Below are 20,256 nucleotides of genomic sequence, written 5' to 3' on the forward strand. Positions count from 1 at the left end.
CTTTTTAAATAAAAGCTATAACAAAGCTTTAATTTTGATTTTTCCGAATCTTCAAATCCAGACTTTATATGCTTGAGATTTTGATTTGTAAGCTATACACTAATATATATTTGAAAATACATAAATTTTGTATTCCAAAAAAACTCACTCTATTATATAATTTTAATTGTGTTATTTTTAAAACTTTACTAAAGGAGATTTTATAATGAGTATATTAACAGTAAGAAATTTAAGCCATGGCTTTGGAGATAGAGCTATATTCAATAATGTATCATTCAGACTTTTACCTGGAGAGCATATTGCGCTTATAGGTGCAAATGGAGAAGGAAAATCTACTTTCATGAATATAATAACAAGCAAAGTAGAGCCAGATGAAGGCAAAATAGAATGGGCAAAACGCGTAAGAGTTGGTTACTTAGATCAACATACTTATCTAGAAAAAGGAAGAACTATAAGAGATGTATTAAAAGATGCCTTTAAGTACCTTTTTAACCTAGAATCAGAAATTAATGAAACATATGAAAAGATGGCTGAGGCAACGCCAGAAGAACTAGAAGATATGCTTGAAAATGTAGGTACTATTCAAGATATATTAACTAACAATGATTTTTATGTTATAGATGCAAAAATTGAAGAGGTTGCAAAAGGGTTGGGACTTACACAAATAGGACTTGATAAAGACGTAAATGATTTAAGTGGAGGTCAAAGAGCAAAAATATTACTTGCAAAGCTATTATTGGAAAAGCCAGATATTTTATTATTAGATGAGCCTACTAATCATTTAGATGAACAACACATAGAATGGTTAAAAAGATATTTACAAAACTATGAAAACGCTTTTATACTTATATCTCATGACATACCATTTATAAATAGTGTCATAAATCTAATATACCATATGGAAAATCAAGAACTTAATCGTTATGTCGGAGATTATGATAATTTCATGAATATATATGAAGCTAAAAAACGCCAGCTTGAGGCAGAATATAAAAGACAACAACAAGAAATAGCTGAACTTGAAGATTTTGTAGCTAGAAATAAAGCTAGAATTTCAACAAGAAATATGGCTATGTCCAGACAAAAGAAATTAGATAAAATGGACAGAATTGAATTGCCACAAGAACGTGTAAAACCAGAATTTAATTTTAAACAAGCCAAAACTTCTGGTAGATTGATATTCGAAACTACAGATTTTGTAATTGGCTATGATGAGGCCTTGACAAGACCTTTGAGTATAAAAATGGAGAGAGGCGAAAAAATAGCTTTGGTAGGTGCTAATGGAATAGGTAAAACAACTTTATTAAAAAGCATATTAGGACTGATAAAACCCCTATCTGGTAGAGTGGAACTTGGATATGAACAGAGTATAGGTTATTTTGAACAAGAACTTAAGGATGGGAATAATAATACCTGTATAGAAGAGGTTTGGGAAGAATTTCCTGTATTTACTCAATATGAAGTTCGTGCAGCACTTGCTAAATGTGGCCTTACTACAAAACATATAGAAAGCAAAGTTAAAGTTTTAAGTGGTGGAGAACAAGCTAAAGTAAGACTTTGTAAACTTATAAATAATAATACTAATATACTATTATTAGACGAGCCTACAAATCATCTGGATGTTGAAGCTAAAGAGGAGCTTAAAAGAGCTTTAAAAGAATATAAAGGAAGTATACTTCTTATATGTCATGAGCCTGAATTTTATAGAGATATAGTAACAGATGTATGGAATTGTGAAGACTGGACTACTAAAATAGTTTAATATAATAAAAAATCCGCTTAAGCGGATTTTTTATTATATATTTTTAGCAATTTCGATTGCTTTATCATAGTCAGGGTGATTTGTTACTTCAGTTACATACTCTATATGCTTTACTACATTATTTTCATCTAAGACAACAATTCCTCTTGCTAACAATCTAAGCTCTTCAATTACAAATCCATAGTTTAATCCAAATGATAAATCTTTATAATCTGATACCGTTATAGATTGCTTTATTCCCTTATTTGCACAGAATCTACTTTGAGCAAATGGCAAATCAACACTTATAGTTATTATTGCTGTATCTTCTAATTTAGACGCTTCTTCATTAAATCTTATTGTCTGAAGTTCACATACCCCTGTATCTACAGATGGAACTACACTTATGATTTTAGTTTTGGATTTTATATCACTTAATTTGAATTGGCTTAAATCATTATTAAAAGCCATAAAATCAAATCCTGTATCTCCAATTTTTATTTCATTTCCTAATAACGTCATAGGGTTTGATCCCATAGTTATAATTCCTGTTCTTTTATTCATAATTAATAAAACCTCCTACATTTTTATTTTATATTATAAATTTACCCCACAAGCATGAATATAAACACAGTTTTATGAATTTAAAAATATATATAAAAAAAGAAGAGCATGTGCTCTTCTTTTTAATAGGATTTTATTTCTGTCCAAACTCTATCGTATTCTGTTGTAAATTCTCCTAAATCAACAAATACTTCTCCATTTTTAAGGATATCACCTTTAGGATATGCTGATTCATTTTCCCTAACTTCTTCAGGTAAAAGCTTTACAGCCTCTTTATTAGGTGTTGAATATCCAACATACTCTGCACATTTAGCAGAAACCTCTGGTCTCATCATATAATTTATAAATAGTTCAGCTTCCTTTTTATGCCTACTAGTAACAGGTATAGCCATACCATCAAACCATAGATTAGTTCCTTCTTTTGGAATAGCATATGCTAAATCAGGATTTTCTTCTATTAACATCATTGCATCTCCAGACCAAGTAAGAGCCATGGCACCTTCTCCTGCAATCATCATATCTTTATATGTGTCAACTTCATAAGCTTTTACTAAACTTTTTTGATCCATTAGAGCTTTTTTTGCTTCTTCCAGTTCATCTAAACTTCTAGTGTTCAACGAATATCCTAATTTTTTAAGAGTAATACCGATAGTATCTCTTGAACTATTAAGCATTAAAATATCTCCTTTGTATTTAGGATCCCATAATGCATTCCAGCTATCTATCGTAGTATTAACCTTTTTAGTATTATAAACTATACCCATAGTTCCCCAAAAATACGGAACAGAATATTTATTATCTTTATCATATTCTAAATTTTTGAATTCTTCACCTATATTTTTGAAGTTATTTAAATTATTCATATCTAATTCTTGTAATAAGTTTTGATTTATCATAGCTTCTATCATATACTCAGATGGAAATATAACATCATAATCTGTTCCACCAGCTTGTATTTTAGCAAGCATTTCTTCATTATTTCCATACTCTTCGTAATTAACTTTTATTCCATATTCTTTTTCAAAATCTTTTAATACTTGAGGATCTATATAGTCTCCCCAATTATATACGTTTAATTTGCTATAATAGCCATCTTTTGTTAATTCATTTTTTTCTGAACATCCAACAAGTGAAAAAATAAAAGTAAAGCATATTAAAAAGCTAAATATTTTTTTCAATAGAACCACTCCTTTTTATTTAGATTTTTTTGTTCTTTTTTCTATTAATAATAACAATATTAACACACCTAAAAACATCAATGTAGATAACGCATTAATTTTAGGACTGACACCTCGTTTTGTCATGGAATATATTTTTATAGACAATGTACTTATTCCTGAACCTGTAGTAAAAAAGCTCACTATAAAATCATCCAGCGACAAAGTAAATGCAAATAAAGCTCCTGTTACAATTCCAGGCATTATTTCAGGAAGTACAACTTTAAAAAAAGCGTATAATGGCGAAGCTCCTAAATCAAGAGCTGCTTCCTCAAGATGAGGATTTAATTGTCTTAACTTAGGTAGTACAGATAAAACTACATAAGGTATAGTAAATGATATATGAGCTATTAAAATAGTAGTTAATCCTAAAGTCATTTTTAGCCATGTGAATAAGGCAAGTAGAGAAACTCCTATAACTATATCAGGATTAACAACAGGTATATACGTTATATTTAAAAAAGTAGTTTTATGCTTAGGTTTCATTTTATTTATTGCAATAGCAGTAATCGTTCCTATTATAGTAGCTACACCAGAAGCTAATGCAGCAATTATAAATGTATAGTATAGAGACGTCATTATAGATGTATCACTGAATAACTCTTTATACCATCTTAAAGTAAAACCATTCCAATTGCCTCTATATTTTGAATCATTAAATGAGTACAGAATAAGAAGTAATATAGGTAGATACAAAAATAAGTATATCAAAAATGAATAAGATTTTTTTATGATATTCTTTACCATAGTTTACCTCCTTCTTCTCTATCTTTATTTCCTAAAATTTTCATACTTATAATTATTATAAACATCATAATCATAGAAATAGCTGAACCGAACTGCCAATTTCTAGCTACTAAAAACTGATTTTGAATGAGGTTACCAAGAAGTATAGATTGCCCTCCTCCTAATAAGTCTGATATTACAAAGGTACTTACGCAAGGCATAAACACCATAGTTATTCCTGATACAACACCAGGTAAGCTAAGCGGGAAAACTACTTTTTTAAATGTGTAAAAAGATGTTGCACCTAAATCTGACGATGCTTCTATAAGACTATAGTCTATTTTAGATAAAACCGAATATATAGGAAGTACCATAAACGGTAAAAAATTATACACCATACCTAATAAAACTGCTTTATCAGTATAAAGTAATTTTAAAGGTGTATCTATTATATTTAAAAACATTAAAACTTGATTTATAACACCCTGCTCTCTTAATATTCCCATCCAGGCATAAGTCCTTAATAAAGTATTAGTCCAAAGTGGTAACACAAATAATAACATCATAAGATTTCTTCTTTTAATATCTGACTTAGATAGTATATAAGCCATAGGATATCCTAGTATAAAACATATAAGAGTACTTTTTAGGGCAAGCATCAAAGAGTTTATAAGCACATTTATATATATAGGCTCCATAAATTTTATATAGTTATCTAGTGTAAAAGTATAAACTATTTGGCCATAGGCAGATCTTGAACAAAAACTGTATACTGCAATCAATAACAATGGAACAATTGTAAATATGATTGCCCAAATTCCATAAGGGATAGAAAGCCATTTCTTTTTCATATCTACCCTCTCCTTTTCATTACATGGATTGAATCTGGTTCTATAGCAAGTCCCACATTATCTCCGATTTTTGACATATGTATAGTATGAACTATCCACTCTATATTTTTTTCATCTTCTACTATTATCTCGTAATGTACCCCTTTAAATACAACAGTCTTTACTGTTCCCTTAATCATTCCATTATCTGTATTTGTTATTTGTATGTCCTCTGGCCTTACTACTACGTCAACCTCTTCATTTTTATCAAAACCCTTATCCAAACATTCGAATACTTCATCTTCTATTTTAACCTTATAATCATCAATCATAATAGCTTCTATAATATTACTTTCTCCAATAAAATCTGCTACAAACCTATTTTTAGGTTCGTTATATATGTCTTCAGGAGATCCTATTTGCTGAATTTCACCTTCACTCATTACAACTATTCTATCCGACATAGTAAGAGCTTCTTCTTGATCATGTGTCACATATATAAAGGTTATACCTAATTGCTGTTGCATATTTTTAAGTTCTAGCTGCATTTCTTTTCTTAATTTTAAATCTAGAGCTCCAAGAGGTTCGTCTAGAAGAAGTACCTTAGGTTCGCAAACTAAGGCTCTAGCTATTGCTATTCTCTGCTGCTGACCTCCGCTTAGTGAATCAATGCTTCTATTTTGAAACCCTTCTAAATTTACAAGTTTAAGCATACGTTTTACTTTTTTTTCTATTTCATCTTTTTTCATTTTTTTTATTTTTAATCCAAAAGCTATATTTTCAAAAATATTCATATGTGGGAATAATGCATATTTTTGAAAAACTGTGTTTATCTGTCTTTTATAAGGAGGGATATTATTTATTTTTTCTCCTTCAAAATGAACATCTCCATGAGTTTGTGTTTCAAACCCGCCTATTATTCTCAATGTTGTTGTTTTACCACAACCGCTTGGTCCTAATAAAGTTACAAATTCTTCAGGTTTTATACTCAAATTTATATTATGAAGAACTTCTTTGTCTTCATATTTTTTATTTATATTTTTAAGTTCTACTATATTTTGTTTCAACAATAAACTCCCCCTTACTTTAAAGTAAATATCATCCTATATTATATGTAGCTTATATTTATTCATAGTAAACTTTTTGTTTCCTAAAACTAAACTCAAGTTATAATTTTAAAACTTTTATCATATTTTGTCAACCTCAATTGGCAATACTTTTCAAATATTCCATGTATATGCACAATTGAAGTTGATTTATTAATCTAAATAGTAATTATATGATATATAAATAATAATATAGAAAATAGAATTTTTTCAGAAAAATATCATAATAGTGAAATTTTTGATTGCATTTATTTTCTGTAAACTTTGAAAATTCGCCATTGCATCAATTTTTTTGTTTATTTTTTTTTAAAAAAAATCAGAATTTTGTTTTTTAGTTGTATAGGAAACTGTTTTCATGTTATAATTGTGTCGAAATAGGAATAATTCTATTTATAATTTAATTTTTTATTTAAAAGAGGAGGAAATTTTTATGAAAAAATTAGGTTTATTACCTAAGCTTATTATCGCTATCATATTAGGTATCGGTATAGGTTCTATCCATAATGAATTTTTAGTTAAGTTATTAGCTACATTCAATGGAATATTCGGTAACTTTTTAGGATTTGCGATTCCACTTATAATAATAGGTTTCGTAGCTCCAGGTATTGGTGATTTAGGTAAAGGTGCTGGAAAAATACTGGGTATTACAGCAGGAATCGCTTACCTTTCTACAGTAGTAGCTGGTTCTTTAACATTTTTTACTAATAGTGTTATTTTCCCTTACTTATTAACTCCTGGTAGTATGAATTTAGTTAATGCTGAAAATCCAGAGCATTCTTTAGTAAAAGGATTCTTTGAAGTACAGATGCCACCTATAATGGGAGTTATGACTGCACTTTTAATTGCATTTACTTTAGGTCTAGGTATTGCAGCAAGTGAAGGTGATACTATAAAGAAATTTATGAAGGAATTCCAAGGAATTGTTGAAGGCCTAATATCTAATATAGTTATCCCTTTATTACCTTTCCACATAGCTGGTATATTCGCTAATATGACATATGCTGGCCAAGTTGCTACTATAATGTCTGTATTTGCAAAAGTATTTGCTCTCATACTACTTTTACACTTTACTGTGATAATTGTACAGTATTTTATAGCTGGTACATTAGCTGGAGCAAATCCATTTGTTTTAGTTAAGAATATGATTCCAGCTTATTTCACAGCTATAGGAACTCAATCTTCAGCTGCTAGTATACCTGTTACTCTTAAGCAAACTAAGAAAAATGGAGTTAATGATGGTGTTGCTGAATTTGTTGTACCTCTTTGTGCAACTATTCATTTATCAGGAAGTACAATAACTCTTGTAAGTTGTGCTATGGCAGTCATGATGTTAAATGGAATGACGGTTACTTTTAATTCTATATTCGGATTTATATTAATGTTAGGTGTTACTATGGTTGCAGCACCTGGAGTTCCAGGAGGAGCTGTTATGGCTGCACTTGGTCTTTTAGAAACTATGCTTGGATTTGATCAAACTTTACTATCTTTAATGATAGCATTATATCTTGCTCAAGATAGTTTTGGAACTGCTTGTAATGTAACTGGTGATGGAGCTATAGCTATAATGGTTAACAGGATATCAGGTTATAAGCTTAATAAAAATGACAATATCAATAAAAAAGTAGCTTAAATAAGCATAAAAAAAGTAGTTATTCAATAACTACTTTTTTTATGCTTATTTTTTTAAAGGTTTAGGTCCATAGTATTGGTATAAATCACTTCTTAGCATACCATTATATAATTTTCTTTTCCTATCAGCTTTTCTTCCGAATGCATCTTCAAATTCACTATAAGCAGTTATTATGTAAAATGACCATGTACTCAGTTTCTTAAAAGGAATAGATATTTCTTTATATAATTGTCTTACACTATCTTTATCTTCTAATCTTTCACCATACGGAGGATTCGTAATTACAAATCCATATTCATAGTCACTTTCTAAATTTCTAGCATCTTGTTTTTTAAATTCTATATAATTGTCTACATCTGCAAGCCTAGCATTTTCTTTTGCTATTTCAAGTACCTCATCATCGATGTCATATCCATATATTTTAAAATCAACATCTGTTTTCATCATATCAAAAGCTTCTTTTCTAGCTTTCCACCATAGTTTTTTACCCAATATACTCCAATTTTCTGATAAAAATTCTCTATTAAGTCCTGGAGCCATATTCAGTCCCATCATTGCTGCTTCTATTAAAATAGTCCCCGAACCACAAAATGGATCTACTAGTATTCTATCTTGCTTCCAAGGAGTCAATGAAACAATAGCAGCAGCTAAAGTTTCCCTAATAGGTGCTTTACTAGCATTTTCTCTATATCCCCTTTTATGAAGCGCTTGGCCACACGTATCTATTGATATAGTAACTTTATCCTTGTGTATAAATACGTATATAGGATATTTTTCATCGCTATTTTCATCGAACCAGTTAACTTTATATTCTTGCTTTAAATTTTCAACTACAGCTTTTTTTACTATAGATTGTATATCAGGAATACTGTATAATTTCGATTTTATAGAAGACGCCTTTGCTACTGGAAAAACAGCATCTTTTTTTATATATTTATGCCAAGGCAATTTTTTTGTGTTTTGAAAAAGTTCTTCAAAGCTTCTAGCTTCAAATTCTCCAATTTTTAATAATACTCTTTCTGCTGTTCTAAGCCATAAATTTGATTTACATATACCATAACTATCTGTTTTATAAGTAATCCTTCCATCTTCTACTTTTTGTATTTCACAACCTAAATTTTCAATTTCTCTTTTAAGTATTTTTTCAACTCCAAAAAAGCATGGTGCTATCAAAGTTACATCTTTCATTATATTCCTCCTGCTGTATATATTATTATATATAATTACCAATTAATTGTATCATATACTTTACATGAATATCTATTTAATTTTATAAAACTTCATTCATACTCCCTGTCCTATAGCCCAAAAGATCTATAGTTACATAATTAAACCCTAAAGATTTTAGATACTCACAAACTTTATTTGATGATCCTGATTCTAAAAAGTTTAAAATTTCATCTTGCTTTAACTCTATCCTTGCTATTTCCCCGTGATGTCTAACTCTAAATTGTTTAAATCCTAACTGAGAAATATATTCTTCACTCTTCTCTATCATATTAAGCTTTTTTGGAGTAATTTTATGATTATAAGGAATTCTAGATGCAAGGCAGGCAAAAGATGGTTTATTCCAAGTAGGTATGTTTAACATTTTAGATAAATCTCTAATATCTTGTTTTGTAAGACCAGCTTCTTTTAAAGGACTAATTATTCCTAGCTCTTTTAAAGCTTTCATTCCAGGTCTAAAATCACTTAAATCATCAATATTACTTCCATCAGCTATATTATTTATATCATTTTCATTAGAAACTTTTTTTATTTTTGTAAATATATCCTTTTTGCAAAAATAACATCTTTCTGGAACATTATCTATAAATTCTTTAATATTTATATCGTTTATGTTTAGTACAATGTGTTTAATATTTATTTCATTAGCATAATCTATAGATTCTTGAATCTCTTTGTTAGTGTGAATAAATGCATTAACTGTCACAGCTAATACCTTTTCTCTTAATACATCTTGTGCTATTTTTAAAAGGAAAGTACTATCAACTCCCCCTGAAAAAGCTACAGTTAAATTATCTAACTTGCTTAAATTGTTTTTTAGAACTTTTAATTTTTCGATTGCTGTCAAAATTTTTCCTCCTTATATATGAACTGTTTTACATTTTAGATTTTATCATAATAATTTCTTTAATAGAATATAAAGTTCTGTTTTTATTCTACTAGGAATAAGAACAGAACTTTATAAATAAAAAAAGTATAGATGAACCTAGTGTCATCTATACTTTTTTTATCCTAATATCATTTTTATTATGAATAGTATTGAAATTACATATAGCAAAGGTGTTATTTGCTTTTGTTTACCATTTAGTACTTTCAGTATAACATAACTTAATATTCCAAACACAATCCCTTCAGATATACTATACGTAAGTGGCATCATTATTATAGTCAAGAAAGCTGGAATAGCTTCAGTTAAATCATCAAAATCTATTTCTTTTATAGGCGATATCATAAATAATCCAACTAATATCAATGCAGGCGCTGTTGCGGCAGATGGTATCATTATGAATAAAGGAGATAAAAACAGCGCTACTATAAACATAATCGCAGTAGATAAAGCTGTAAGACCAGTTCTTCCTCCGTCAGCAACCCCTGCTGCGCTTTCTACAAAAGTTGATACAGTACTTGTTCCAAATATAGCTCCCACAGTTGTACCAACAGCATCTGCTAATAATGCTTGTTTTGCATTAGGTACATTTCCTTTTTCATCTAACATATCTGCCTTTGTAGCAACCCCTACCAATGTACCAACTGTATCAAATAAATCCACAAATAAAAATGTAAACAAGACAATGATCATATCTACCGAAAATATATTATTCCACTCAAATTTAAATAATATAGGAGATAATGAAGGTGGTGCGCTAAAAATTTTGAATCCTTCTGGTATAACAGTTACTCCAAGAGGGATACCTATTATTGTAGTAACAACTATACCAATTAATAATGCCCCTTTAACATTTTTAGATAATAAAAATCCTGTTATAATTAGTCCTGTTAAAGCGAGTAAAGCTGGTCCTGAAGATATGTGTCCTATAGAAACAGGAAGTCCATCTAATTGACCTTGATCATTTATAAATTTGCCACTAATTACTATACCTGAATTTACAAGACCTAAAAATGCGATAAACAATCCTATTCCAACAGAAACAGCTTTTTTTAGTTGTATAGGTATAGAATTTAAAATTGCTTCTCTAACATTAAAAAACGTAAGTATCAAAAATATAATTCCTTCTAAAAATACAGCAGTAAGTGCAAATTCCCACGAATATCCCATAGTTAGAACAACTGTAAAAGCAAAAAAAGCATTCGGTCCCATAGCAGGAGCTAAAGCAAATGGTAGATTCGCATGAAATGCCATGACAAGAGTTGCGATAATAGACGATAAAGCTGTTGCTGTAAATAAGGCTCCAAAATCCATTCCAGCAGCAGATAATATACTTGGGTTTACTATTAATATGTATGCCATTGTCATGAAGGTTGTGATACCAGCTATTATTTCAGTTTTTATATTAGTATTATTCGCTCTTAATTTAAATAGCCTTTCAATATTTGATTCAGATATAACATTAGTTGTCTTTTGCATTATTTTTCCTCCTCTTAGTTCAAACAATTTAATTAATATCTAACGAACTTTATATTGATTTGATTTATTTTCGTTCGCATATAGATGATAATTGATTTTCAAACTGTAGTCAATACTTTTTTATAATTAACTCTGTATATTTACGTAATTAACGTATACTTATATAAAAAATTTGACCATCAATGTAAAACACACCTATTTCCGAACTAAATAATAGTTTGAAAAAGATGTGCTTTATTAATGGTCAAATATAGTATAGAATTTAAGAAAAAAGTATTGTCATCATGCTATAAAATTGGACTCAATGCAACCTTCAAAAATGCGGTATTACAAAGGAAATATTGTATAGATGGTGTCTAAAATTGAGACCGTTGGGCTTATGAGAAAGAAAAATAAAACATATATACAAGAAGAAAAAATAAAAGCACTTAATTGTTTTTGGGAGAATGGACATGCTTAAACCTAGTGTTTCTTTTGTAATGAAAATGCTTAAAAATGGATTTAAAAAGGATAAATATGAAAGATTAATCATTCATTCAGTTCAAGGATTCCAATACCTAAATATACGATTCAGAAAATTTCTTCTCGCAGTTGAAAGCTGAATTTTTTCATGTTAATCATTTTAAAACTGTTGAAGATTTTAGTAAAGGTCTTCATGAATATATTTACTACTACAATAATAGAAGAATTAAAAGTAAACTAAAAATGGCTCCTGCAGAATACAGGAACCAACTTTCAGTTGCATAATATTAAATTTTAGTCCGAACTTTGGGGTTCAGTACACAATTGATGGTCCTACTTTTTATATAAGTATTCGTTAATTTTATTATCATACTCTTCAATTATTTTCTTTATTATAGAATTATGCGTAGAATTCAGATTGAACTCTTCTATACTTTTGATCGGTAAAACATTAACAGAAGTTCCTGTCATAAATGCTCCATCCAAACAATATATATCACTCTCTTTTATGCAAACCTCTTTTATTTTTATGTTCAAGTTTTCACATATATCAACTACTACATTTCTAGTAACACCCAATAATACATTTTTTGATGGAGCAGTATATATGCATTCTCCTTTAACAAAAAACATATTTGACCTACTTCCCTCTGTTATTAGACCTTCTTTGTTTACAAGAAGAGCTTCAAAAGCATTCTTTAATTTGAGTTCATTATTTATTTTCTCTCTCAGTTTATTATTTCCTACTTTAGCATTTGGTTTTTCTCTTTCAGAATGATATATTATTGTACTTATCCCAGTTTCATACATTTGTTTAGCTGGATAATAACTTTTTATACACATAATAATCAACTTCTGCTCTTCTTTGTCTAAATCACTAAATATTAATTTTATATTAATATTTTTACAATTATTTTTCTCTATTAGAATATTTATATCATTAGTTATTATATACTTATGTATGTTTAGTTTGAAACCAAGAATCTCAGCAGATTTAAATAACCTTTCAAGATGTTGTTCTAAAAATAAAGTTTTTCCATTTATTACTCTTATAACTTCATATATACTGTTATTACTATTTTCTGAAAAATCCACTTTCTCATATTTATTCTTTATTATCCCATTGAAAATATAATATTTTTCTTCTGTTCGGATCATTTTAAACACCTCTTACCTCTTATAAAAATTTATTAAAGCTTAAACTATAAAAACAGATATTTTAACTATACACTAATTATTATAATTTAAATTTTCATTTTAAAGAATAGTAATTACATTAATTTCCTTCGACTTTTTTCGACGTTTGTATTATATTTATATTATGTGTAAATTATATAAAGTTCAAGGAGGAAGAATATGAAAAAAATAATAATATCTAGTATATTAAGTCTAGGAATTGCATTTGCTCCATTACATATTAATACAGCTAACGCCTATACGCAAATTAATAGTTCATTATTACTTAAAACTGGCATGCGAAATCAAAATGTAATGCTTCTACAAAACAATCTAAAGGAATTAGGATATTTTCATGTGAATCCCACAGGTTATTATGGAAGTATAACAAAAAAGTCAGTTTTAGATTTTCAAAAGGCTAATAATTTAATGGCAGATGGTATAGCAGGAAAGAATACAATTAAAAAACTAAACTTATTAAATGGAAAAAGCACTTCTTCTGTAACAAGAGGAGGCTCATCATCACAGTCTAATTGGACATGGTTCTCAAAAGTTCAATATGCAATTCCTAGAGGGGCTACATTTGAAGTACTAGATATATATTCTGGAAAATCGTTTAAAGCCAATAGAACATATGGTACTAACCATATAGATGCAGAAACTATAAGTGAATATGATACATCTATATACAAAAGTATATTCGGAGGAAATTGGTCTTGGAATAAACGACCAATTATAGTTACCTATAATGGAATATCGCTACCAGCGTCTATGGCTGGTATGCCTCACGCTGGAAATGATAATGCACCTTCAGCATCTTATACTACTTGGAGAAGTGGTGGTTATGGTGCAGGGACTAACTTAGATGCAATCAAAAACAATGGAATGCATGGAGTCTTTGATATACATTTCATAGGTAGTAGGACTCACAGCAGTAATAGAGTTGATAATGTACATCAAAACAACATAAAAATTGCTCAAAAATATATAGGTAAATAAATAAAATCCGGTATATTCATATACCGGATTTTATTTATTAAAATAAAAGCTGTGCTATTTTGCCTCCAATTATAACCCCTAAAACTCCCATAACTCCTGCAAAAACAGGCGGTGCTGGTAAAGGTAATTTTAATTTTTGACAGATAGCGCCTAAGACTACTCCTGCTGAAGTTGCTTTTAATGATATTATTAAATCTTCCATTAATTAGACCCCCTTCTTTACTTACAACCTTCGAATTTTCTTATTATAAATGCTCCGAACCAAACACCAAATATCCCCATAAAGGCTTGTATCGTAGGTGGTGCTGGCAAAGGAAATTTTAAAATTGTAAATATAATTCCTGTTATCATTCCTGTCAATAAAGATAATAATACTACTTTAATGTCATTCATTTATATCATCCTTTCATGAAATAACTCTGATTTTGTTAATATATTTCAATATTGTAATATTTATATAAATTAAACGTTTATAATGAAGCTTAAATTTATATAAATATGTTACCGATTCCATATCCATTATATATTTTTTTAAAAAATTTTTCAATATTAAATATTTTTTTCATTTATATTATATATAATTATAAATAAAATTTCATATCCAGCTATCTATAAAATCAAAATAATATACTTACTATATAAAAAAACAAAAGACTTAATCTTTGCATTTATATACAGCGAAGATTAAGTCTTTTGTTTTTTTATATTTAATATTTCTATTCTGGTAACAATATGAATCTTAGTATAAATAATATAGATAATACATACATTATGGGATGAACTTCCTTATGTTTTCCTGTACCTAACTTCATTATAGGGTAAAATATCACTCCAGCTGCAATACCATTTGCTATACTATAAGTAAAAGGCATGATAACTATTGTAAAAAAAGCAGGTATTGCTTCTGTTAAATCTGAAAAATCAACATCTTTTATAGATTCTATCATTAGCACTCCTATTATTATTAATGCAGGCGATGTTGCCTGTGATGGTACTATCCCTACAATACCACCTAAAAACAATGAACATAAAAATAAAATTCCTACAACCATAGATGTTAGTCCTGTTCTTCCACCTTCTGCTATTCCAGCAGTAGATTCTATATATGTTGCTGTAGTAGTTCCACCAAACATAGAACTAATAGTTGTTGCTATTGCATCTGCTAAAAGTGCTTTTTTCATATTTTTAATGCTTCCATCCTCCTGGATCATATCCGCCTTTTGAGCTGTTCCTACTAGAGTACCTATTGTATCAAATAAATCTACTAAACTAAAAGTTAATACAACCATTATTATACTAGTAACAGTTCCTATAATTCCTGCCCCACTATTACTTAATAATCCCTTAAAGTCCATAGCCATAAAAGTGTGTGAAACAGATGGAGGAGCTGTTATTATCTTTAATCCTTCTATATTTGTAATTCCCATAGGTATACCTATTATAGTTGTAAGTATTATAGATATTAACATGGCACCCTTTACATTTTTAGCCATTAATATTCCCATTATCATTATTCCTATTAAGGTTAATATTACTGCTTTATCTGTAAAATCACCAAACTTAATTAAAGTTCCCGGATCTGAAACTACAATACCTCCTCCTTTTAAACCTATTAATGTTATAAAAAGACCTATTCCTGAAGTTATTGCAATTTTTATATTATTAGGAAGACATTCCACTATTTTTTCTCTAATAGATGTTGCTGTTATTATTATAAATAATATTCCAGATATCATAACCGCTGCTAACCCTTGTTGCCATGTATATCCCAAGTTTAAACATACACTAAACGAAAAAAATGCTGTTAATCCTATTCCTGGTGCTACTGCAAATGGTAGATTAGCATATAAAGCCATTATTAGAGTTCCAATTGCAGACACTATACACGTTCCTGTAAAAGCCGATCCTATTACAGGGTCATTTAATATAGATAGTAAAGCAGCTTCATCTCCTCTTGCTCCTAATGCATTCATACCTGAAAACTTTAAGAGATTAGGGATTACTAAAAGAGCATAAGCCATAGTCATAAACGTAGTAAATCCAGCTAAGATTTCGGTTTTAATATTTGTCTTATTTTCTCTTAGTTCAAAAAGTTTTTCTAATATATTAGTATTTTTTTGAACTGTAGATTTCATATATTGTCATCTCCTTCTCATATACCATCATAAAAAATTTGCTTCATGCTAATGCATCGCACATGTCACCAAGCAAAGCCCTAACGGTCTCCGTTGCTTAAAATAATTGCTCTTTAGTTCACTAATCAATATTATCTATAAGTTGAAAATTATATAATTTCCTTATAAATAAAAAACACAATTGGATTATGAGATAATCCAATTGTGTTTTTTATAATATTAAAGCGGATAATTTGTAATCTTAACCTAGCTTTTTATTAGGATCACCCATAGAGAGAAAAATTTACGGTATCTCGTAGAAACTTCTGAACCATATCATCAGAATTATACGGACGGCATATTTTTAATTTTTATATTTCAAAATAGTAACATTATATTTTTATAAAGTCAATAATAATTTTGAAATAATAAAATTGTCTATTTTTTGAATATTCCAAAAGGCTTTCCAACAGGAAGAAAAACTCTTCCAAAATGAAGATTCAATACAGAAGCTGCAGAACCATAAAAAGACACTATCGAAATAAGCAGTTCTGAAACTGCAGCAATTTCATGAGCAAATTCAGGCATTATCCCAAATGTGCTTAAAGTCAATCCTATGAATAAGAAATCTATCAATACAAATATTATAAATAGAACTTTATGAGTTTCCATAGCTCCTATAGTCATAAATAAAGTGAATATTAGATATCCTAAAAAAGCAAATCCAAGTTGCTTAACATCTACACCAGCAGCTAATTTTTCTCCGAATACTCCATTTTGAATAAGCCATGAAGTTCCAACTGCAAACCAGAAAAATGCATATCCTCCAAAAGCAGTTGTTCCAAAAACATTACCTTTTTTTGAATCGTTAATACAAGCAAATAATTGCGCAAATGCTCCTAAAAATATTGCCCATGGTATTATAAATGATACCCCGTGAGTAAGACCCAACTTTTGAGATGATGCTACAAGAGTTACCATAGCTAATCCAAATAATCCTAATGCTGATGGATCTGCATTGCTAATTTTTACAATTTTTGTCTCATTAGTGTTCATAAAAACCTCCCATAAATAATTTAATATATTATAAATTCTTCGATATATATATTATCACAAAATTCTATTTTTTTAAACATTTTAATCATTTTTTTCACAATTTTACACAAAAAATAATAATTAGTATATAATATTATATACTAATTATTATAGAGGTGATCTTATTGAATAAACTATCTAGACTTTTAAAATACAATAAACATATATCTATCAAAATTGATCCTTCAGAAAAAAAATTAAATATTTTTGACAAGACAGAAATAATTAAAAGTACATATTTCCCATTCAACGACTTAAATGAACATATAGATTATGTATATAATATTATAATTTCAATAAATAACGTTAATTTATATATACCTAAAATTTATACAAAAGACTAATAACCTACTATTTATCTTGTTATATGGCAACGAGCCCTAGTGGGCTCAGTTGTTCAAAATATATTACTTATACATTAATCTTCCACAATTTTCACATTCAATAATCTGATTGTTATCTAACTTACTAATTTTATTCATAAAAAGTTCTACATTACATCCACCACAAATATTATTGTCTACTTTAACCAAAGCATTTTTATATTTCTTCCTAATAGTATCATATTTAATTAGATTTTCGTTATTTATTTCACTTCTCAAACTTTCTATTTGGTCTAAATTAGTATGTAAATTTTTTGTATATTCATCTATTTTTTCACTAATTTTTTGATTTAAATTTTTAATAATTTGTTTTAATTCATTACATTTAGTTTTACACTTTTGTATTTTAATATTTAAATCTTCCACTATATCCATATTTTCTATCAATTCTTGTTCAATTTGCTCTTTTGATTTTTGTAAATTCATTTCTTTATTTTTTATATTTTCAAGTAGCTTTATATCTTTTATTAATCCACTGTATAAATCTTCATCTACTTTTTTAAGTTCATTTTCTTTGTCTTTCAAATTATTTTCTAATGATATAATTGATTGTTTCAAAAGTTGTAATTGTTTTGTATACATTTTTTCAGCTTTCTCTATTTTACATAATTTCATTTTTAATTCGGACATTTTAGGATATTCTTGTATATAAGTTATTTGATTTTTAATTTTATCTATCAAATTATATTTTTTATCCAATTCTATAATTTTATTCATAATAATACCTCCATTTTACTATAATTATTTTTTTATATTAAAATAAGGAATAGATAAAACTATTCCTTATATTGTAATAAATGGATCTATATTAGATTTTGATTTTAATATTTCTATACTATCAAATTCTTTTTGTAAATATTGTAAAACTATATCTGAAAATATATTCTCACTTCCAAAATGACCAGCATCAATAAGCTTTATACCTAATTCTAAAGCATTTTGAGCATCATGATATTTTACATCCCCAGTAATTAAAACATCTGCTCCCATACTGTGAGCTTTGATTATAAATTCAGATCCAGATCCGCTTACTATAGCTACTTTATTTACATCTTCTTTTAAGTTTCCTGTAGCTCTTAAACTTTTTATATTTAAATATTTTTTTACGTTTTCTGACAATTCTTCAAACTTCATAGTATTCTTTAGTTTACCAATTCTTCCAAGACCATATTTTTTACCTGTATTTTTCAATTCATATATATCATATGCAACTTCTTCATATGGATGTGCTTTTATTATATTATTTATAGCTTGCTTTAAATTACTTTCTTTACATATACTTTCTATTTTAACCTCTTCTACAATCTCTATTTCATTTTGTACTCCTACATACGGTTTAGAATCGTTCAAAGGTTTAAATCTTCCTACACCATTAAAAGTAAATGAGCAATCACTATATTTTCCTATGTTACCACATCCCATATCTGCCATAGCTTTTCTTATACAATCCTGATGCGATACTGGAGTATATACAGCTATTTTATATAGTTTTTGATCATATGTAGTATCTAAAACAAGAACATCCTTTAAATCTAGCCTTTTAACTATTTCATCATTTAGACCATCATAAGCTATATCAAAATTAGTATGTGCCGAATACACACTAATATTGTTTTTTATTAGTTTATATATATCATTTCCTTTTGTTATAGATGTATTTATTTTTTTCAATCCTTTAAATATAAACGGATGATGCGTTATTATTAAATCTACTTTGTTTTCCACAGCTTCATCTATAACAGCTTGAGTAGCCTCTAATGTAACAAGAATTTTTTCTACTTTAGACATTTGATCTCCTATAATTAACCCTATATTATCCCAGTTATACGCTAATGATTTAGGATATTTATTCTCAAATATTTTTATTACATCTTTAACGTACATAATCTTTCAACTCCTCAAGCTTTTGAATTTTATTTCTACATTCATATATTTTTAATTCTATTTTTTCACCTTGTTTTCCTTCTATTTTTTCTATTATCTTAGAATATTCTTTTATTTTTTTATCTATAAATTCTAAAACCAAACAACCTTTATTCTCTAAAAGCCCTTTTCCAATTTCATAATAAATTTCATCTTGTTGAGGTATTTCTCTGCCATCATATTTAACTACCATTATTTCATAGATCCTAAAGTCCTCTTTAACTAGAATTTCCTCTTCAATAACAAATTTATTTTTATGTAAATATTTTCTAAGTTCAGCGGATGCCTGCATTGGCTGTAGTATCATCCTATCTAATTGTTTTGCTATTTTAAGTTCATTCTCTATTAATTGGCTTATTAAAACTCCTCCCATGCCTGCTATTACTACTTCGTCTACTTCTCCTACCTTTAATACACTAAGTCCACTTCCCAATCTCAATTCTATTTTATTTTTCAGATTATTTGAAGCAATTTCTTTTTTTGCATTATTCAATGGCCCTTCATTTACATCAGCTGCTATAGCGCACTTTATTTTATTTTTCTTTATTAAATATACTGGTATATAACCATGATCCGTTCCTATATCTGCTATTTTTGCATTATTACTAACTAAATTGGCCACTGCTTCTAGTCTTGGAGTTAATTTCATTTTTTTACACTTCCTTTCTTGAATTAAAATAAATATTTTTAAAATAATA

Annotated in this window: 21 protein-coding genes and 1 riboswitch; of the genes, 5 read left to right on the forward strand and 16 right to left on the reverse strand. The window is 28.2% G+C overall.

Annotated features, from left to right (window positions below):
* The first annotated feature begins 205 nt into the window (after positions 1–205).
* Positions 206–1,762, forward strand: a complete 1,557-nt coding sequence (locus tag M2214_RS08995; protein WP_248476371.1) for an ABC-F family ATP-binding cassette domain-containing protein — start codon at positions 206–208, stop codon at positions 1,760–1,762.
* Positions 1,763–1,795: 33 nt separating this feature from the next.
* Here M2214_RS08995 and tpx read toward each other — a convergent pair whose 3' ends face one another.
* From tpx to potA, 5 genes are all read right to left on the reverse strand, one after another.
* Entirely contained in the window at positions 1,796–2,305 is a 510-nt protein-coding gene (gene tpx, locus M2214_RS09000; RefSeq protein ID WP_248476372.1) for a thiol peroxidase, read from the reverse strand.
* A gap of 122 nt (positions 2,306–2,427) precedes the next feature.
* Positions 2,428–3,483 (reverse strand): ABC transporter substrate-binding protein, encoded by a 1,056-nt coding sequence (locus tag M2214_RS09005; protein WP_248476373.1) that lies wholly within the window; start codon positions 3,481–3,483, stop codon positions 2,428–2,430.
* 15 nt (positions 3,484–3,498) lie between these two features.
* Entirely contained in the window at positions 3,499–4,269 is a 771-nt protein-coding gene (locus M2214_RS09010) for an ABC transporter permease (protein ID WP_248476374.1), read from the reverse strand.
* Positions 4,263–5,099, reverse strand: coding sequence for an ABC transporter permease (locus M2214_RS09015; RefSeq protein WP_248476375.1), 837 nt, complete (start codon positions 5,097–5,099; stop codon positions 4,263–4,265). The genes M2214_RS09010 and M2214_RS09015 overlap by 7 nt, the downstream gene beginning before the upstream one ends.
* A gap of 2 nt (positions 5,100–5,101) precedes the next feature.
* Positions 5,102–6,145, reverse strand: a complete 1,044-nt coding sequence (potA, locus tag M2214_RS09020) for a spermidine/putrescine ABC transporter ATP-binding protein (protein ID WP_248476378.1) — start codon at positions 6,143–6,145, stop codon at positions 5,102–5,104.
* A 469-nt stretch (positions 6,146–6,614) separates the two neighbouring features.
* On the opposite strand from potA, the gene M2214_RS09025 reads away from it, so the two are divergent.
* Positions 6,615–7,814 (forward strand): dicarboxylate/amino acid:cation symporter, encoded by a 1,200-nt coding sequence (locus M2214_RS09025; protein ID WP_248476380.1) that lies wholly within the window; start codon positions 6,615–6,617, stop codon positions 7,812–7,814.
* 45 nt (positions 7,815–7,859) lie between these two features.
* Here M2214_RS09025 and M2214_RS09030 read toward each other — a convergent pair whose 3' ends face one another.
* The 3 genes from M2214_RS09030 to M2214_RS09040 form a co-directional block, all read right to left on the reverse strand.
* Positions 7,860–9,002: a THUMP domain-containing class I SAM-dependent RNA methyltransferase gene (locus tag M2214_RS09030; RefSeq protein WP_248476383.1), complete on the reverse strand. Its 1,143-nt coding sequence runs from the start codon at positions 9,000–9,002 to the stop codon at positions 7,860–7,862.
* Between the two features lie 82 nt (positions 9,003–9,084).
* Positions 9,085–9,888, reverse strand: a complete 804-nt coding sequence (larE, locus tag M2214_RS09035) for an ATP-dependent sacrificial sulfur transferase LarE (protein WP_248476385.1) — start codon at positions 9,886–9,888, stop codon at positions 9,085–9,087.
* Between the two features lie 159 nt (positions 9,889–10,047).
* A complete protein-coding gene (locus M2214_RS09040; RefSeq protein WP_330651474.1) occupies positions 10,048–11,406 on the reverse strand; it encodes an NCS2 family permease in 1,359 nt (452 codons plus the stop codon).
* Positions 11,407–11,967: 561 nt separating this feature from the next.
* Here M2214_RS09040 and M2214_RS09045 point away from each other — a divergent pair.
* The gene (locus M2214_RS09045) at positions 11,968–12,153 is read left to right on the forward strand and encodes an IS3 family transposase (RefSeq protein ID WP_256466730.1); all 186 of its coding nucleotides are present in this window, start codon (positions 11,968–11,970) and stop codon (positions 12,151–12,153) included.
* A gap of 48 nt (positions 12,154–12,201) precedes the next feature.
* On the opposite strand, the gene M2214_RS09050 is transcribed toward M2214_RS09045, so the two are convergent.
* Complete coding sequence (locus M2214_RS09050; RefSeq protein WP_248476389.1) at positions 12,202–13,026, reverse strand: aminotransferase class IV; 825 nt, start codon at positions 13,024–13,026, stop codon at positions 12,202–12,204.
* Between the two features lie 198 nt (positions 13,027–13,224).
* Here M2214_RS09050 and M2214_RS09055 point away from each other — a divergent pair, with 198 nt between their 5' ends.
* Entirely contained in the window at positions 13,225–14,043 is an 819-nt protein-coding gene (locus M2214_RS09055) for a peptidoglycan-binding domain-containing protein (protein ID WP_248476391.1), read from the forward strand.
* Positions 14,044–14,080: 37 nt separating this feature from the next.
* Here the strand turns inward: M2214_RS09055 and M2214_RS09060 are convergent, their stop codons facing one another.
* The 4 genes from M2214_RS09060 to M2214_RS09075 all read right to left on the reverse strand — a co-directional run bounded on the left by M2214_RS09060 (position 14,081) and on the right by M2214_RS09075 (position 17,213).
* Positions 14,081–14,245 carry a DUF1427 family protein gene (locus M2214_RS09060; protein ID WP_248476392.1) on the reverse strand — a complete coding sequence of 55 codons (165 nt, stop codon included), beginning with the start codon at positions 14,243–14,245 and terminating at the stop codon, positions 14,081–14,083.
* 17 nt (positions 14,246–14,262) lie between these two features.
* Positions 14,263–14,436, reverse strand: coding sequence for a XapX domain-containing protein (locus M2214_RS09065; protein WP_248476396.1), 174 nt, complete (start codon positions 14,434–14,436; stop codon positions 14,263–14,265).
* Between the two features lie 323 nt (positions 14,437–14,759).
* Positions 14,760–16,178: an NCS2 family permease gene (locus M2214_RS09070; RefSeq protein WP_248476397.1), complete on the reverse strand. Its 1,419-nt coding sequence runs from the start codon at positions 16,176–16,178 to the stop codon at positions 14,760–14,762.
* 250 nt (positions 16,179–16,428) lie between these two features.
* Positions 16,429–16,530, reverse strand: a riboswitch (purine riboswitch).
* A 65-nt stretch (positions 16,531–16,595) separates the two neighbouring features.
* Positions 16,596–17,213: an acetate uptake transporter gene (locus M2214_RS09075; RefSeq protein ID WP_248476400.1), complete on the reverse strand. Its 618-nt coding sequence runs from the start codon at positions 17,211–17,213 to the stop codon at positions 16,596–16,598.
* Positions 17,214–17,377: 164 nt separating this feature from the next.
* Here M2214_RS09075 and M2214_RS09080 point away from each other — a divergent pair, with 164 nt between their 5' ends.
* Positions 17,378–17,596 (forward strand): hypothetical protein, encoded by a 219-nt coding sequence (locus M2214_RS09080; RefSeq protein WP_248476401.1) that lies wholly within the window; start codon positions 17,378–17,380, stop codon positions 17,594–17,596.
* Positions 17,597–17,659: 63 nt separating this feature from the next.
* Here M2214_RS09080 and M2214_RS09085 read toward each other — a convergent pair whose 3' ends face one another.
* The 3 genes from M2214_RS09085 to M2214_RS09095 form a co-directional block, all read right to left on the reverse strand.
* On the reverse strand, positions 17,660–18,352 hold the full coding sequence (locus tag M2214_RS09085; protein WP_248476402.1) for a zinc ribbon domain-containing protein: 693 nt from the start codon (positions 18,350–18,352) through the stop codon (positions 17,660–17,662).
* Between the two features lie 66 nt (positions 18,353–18,418).
* On the reverse strand, positions 18,419–19,519 hold the full coding sequence (locus M2214_RS09090) for a Nif3-like dinuclear metal center hexameric protein (RefSeq protein ID WP_248476407.1): 1,101 nt from the start codon (positions 19,517–19,519) through the stop codon (positions 18,419–18,421).
* Positions 19,509–20,207: a tRNA (adenine(22)-N(1))-methyltransferase gene (locus M2214_RS09095; RefSeq protein ID WP_248476409.1), complete on the reverse strand. Its 699-nt coding sequence runs from the start codon at positions 20,205–20,207 to the stop codon at positions 19,509–19,511. Before M2214_RS09095 ends, M2214_RS09090 begins: the two co-directional genes overlap by 11 nt.
* Positions 20,208–20,256 lie beyond the last annotated feature (49 nt).

It is taken from the genome of Tepidibacter aestuarii, assembly GCF_934924865.1.
In the GTDB taxonomy this organism is placed as follows: domain Bacteria; phylum Bacillota; class Clostridia; order Peptostreptococcales; family Peptostreptococcaceae; genus Tepidibacter_A; species Tepidibacter_A aestuarii.

Excerpts from the sequence above, each read along its gene's own strand:
- M2214_RS08995 (WP_248476371.1), top strand. The coding sequence starts at position 206 with ATGAGTATATTAACAGTAAGAAATTTAAGCCATGGCTTTGGAGATAGA.
- tpx (WP_248476372.1), bottom strand. The coding sequence starts at position 2,305 with ATGAATAAAAGAACAGGAATTATAACTATGGGATCAAACCCTATGACG.
- M2214_RS09010 (WP_248476374.1), bottom strand. The coding sequence starts at position 4,269 with ATGGTAAAGAATATCATAAAAAAATCTTATTCATTTTTGATATACTTA.
- M2214_RS09015 (WP_248476375.1), bottom strand. The coding sequence starts at position 5,099 with ATGAAAAAGAAATGGCTTTCTATCCCTTATGGAATTTGGGCAATCATA.
- M2214_RS09025 (WP_248476380.1), top strand. The coding sequence starts at position 6,615 with ATGAAAAAATTAGGTTTATTACCTAAGCTTATTATCGCTATCATATTA.
- M2214_RS09030 (WP_248476383.1), bottom strand. The coding sequence starts at position 9,002 with ATGAAAGATGTAACTTTGATAGCACCATGCTTTTTTGGAGTTGAAAAA.
- M2214_RS09040 (WP_330651474.1), bottom strand. The coding sequence starts at position 11,406 with ATGCAAAAGACAACTAATGTTATATCTGAATCAAATATTGAAAGGCTA.
- M2214_RS09050 (WP_248476389.1), bottom strand. The coding sequence starts at position 13,026 with ATGATCCGAACAGAAGAAAAATATTATATTTTCAATGGGATAATAAAG.
- M2214_RS09055 (WP_248476391.1), top strand. The coding sequence starts at position 13,225 with ATGAAAAAAATAATAATATCTAGTATATTAAGTCTAGGAATTGCATTT.
- M2214_RS09060 (WP_248476392.1), bottom strand. The coding sequence starts at position 14,245 with ATGGAAGATTTAATAATATCATTAAAAGCAACTTCAGCAGGAGTAGTC.
- M2214_RS09065 (WP_248476396.1), bottom strand. The coding sequence starts at position 14,436 with ATGAATGACATTAAAGTAGTATTATTATCTTTATTGACAGGAATGATA.
- M2214_RS09070 (WP_248476397.1), bottom strand. The coding sequence starts at position 16,178 with ATGAAATCTACAGTTCAAAAAAATACTAATATATTAGAAAAACTTTTT.
- M2214_RS09075 (WP_248476400.1), bottom strand. The coding sequence starts at position 17,213 with ATGAACACTAATGAGACAAAAATTGTAAAAATTAGCAATGCAGATCCA.
- M2214_RS09085 (WP_248476402.1), bottom strand. The coding sequence starts at position 18,352 with ATGAATAAAATTATAGAATTGGATAAAAAATATAATTTGATAGATAAA.
- M2214_RS09090 (WP_248476407.1), bottom strand. The coding sequence starts at position 19,519 with ATGTACGTTAAAGATGTAATAAAAATATTTGAGAATAAATATCCTAAA.
- M2214_RS09095 (WP_248476409.1), bottom strand. The coding sequence starts at position 20,207 with ATGAAATTAACTCCAAGACTAGAAGCAGTGGCCAATTTAGTTAGTAAT.